Below are 727 nucleotides of genomic sequence, written 5' to 3'. Positions count from 1 at the left end.
GGGGGGGGGTGGGCGCGGGGGGGGGGGGGCGGTCTGGGGGGGCCGTGCGCGGCCGGTCGGCTGATGGGGAGCGGCGAGGACGGGACCGGGCGGGCCGAGAGCGTCATGGAGCTGCGCCGGATCAGCCGCGAGCATGGTGCGATCCAGGAGGTCATCGTCCAGAACTTCCGCGCCAAGCCGGACACCGCGATGCGACATGCCGATGACCTCGGTGTGGAGGAGTATCTGGCGGCGATCGCCACGTGCCGGGTCGTGCTCGGTCCGTCGGTGCGATTGCAGGCGCCCCCGAATCTCGTGGAGCTCGATGAGTGCCGTTCGCTGCTGGACGCCGGTATCGACGACTTCGGCGGCATCAGCCCCCTGACCCCCGATCACGTCAACCCCGAACGGCCCTGGCCCCAGCTCGACCGGCTCACCGAGCTGTGCGAGTCCGAGGGCTTCGCGCTACGCGAGCGGCTGACGATCCACCCGCCCTATCTGCGCGAGCCATGGCTCGATCCGCGGTTGCGCGGCCATGTCGACGCGCTCACCGCACCCGACGGCCTCGCCGATCCCGCGGCGCAGGTGATCGGGCGACCGTGGCAGGAGCCGGACGGCGGCTGGACCGACACCGGGCGCACGGACCTGCACACCACGATCGACACCACGGGCCGCACGGCGGACTCGCGGCCGTCCCGGCTGCCCATCTTCCAGCAGCATTGTAGACTACCCTGCGGCTCGCGTACGC

Annotated in this window: 1 pseudogene; it reads left to right on the top strand. The window is 72.2% G+C overall.

The annotated features are described in order from the left end of the window. Positions 1–63: 63 nt before the first annotated feature. Positions 64–727 (top strand): annotated as a pseudogene (gene fbiC / locus BHE97_RS19075) (7,8-didemethyl-8-hydroxy-5-deazariboflavin synthase); the annotation flags it as partial.

The sequence above is a fragment of the Aeromicrobium sp. PE09-221 genome (assembly GCF_002174305.1).
Taxonomy (GTDB): domain Bacteria; phylum Actinomycetota; class Actinomycetes; order Propionibacteriales; family Nocardioidaceae; genus Aeromicrobium.
Note: the sequence above shows the minus strand (reverse complement) of the source record. Positions and strands in the feature narration are given on the sequence as shown.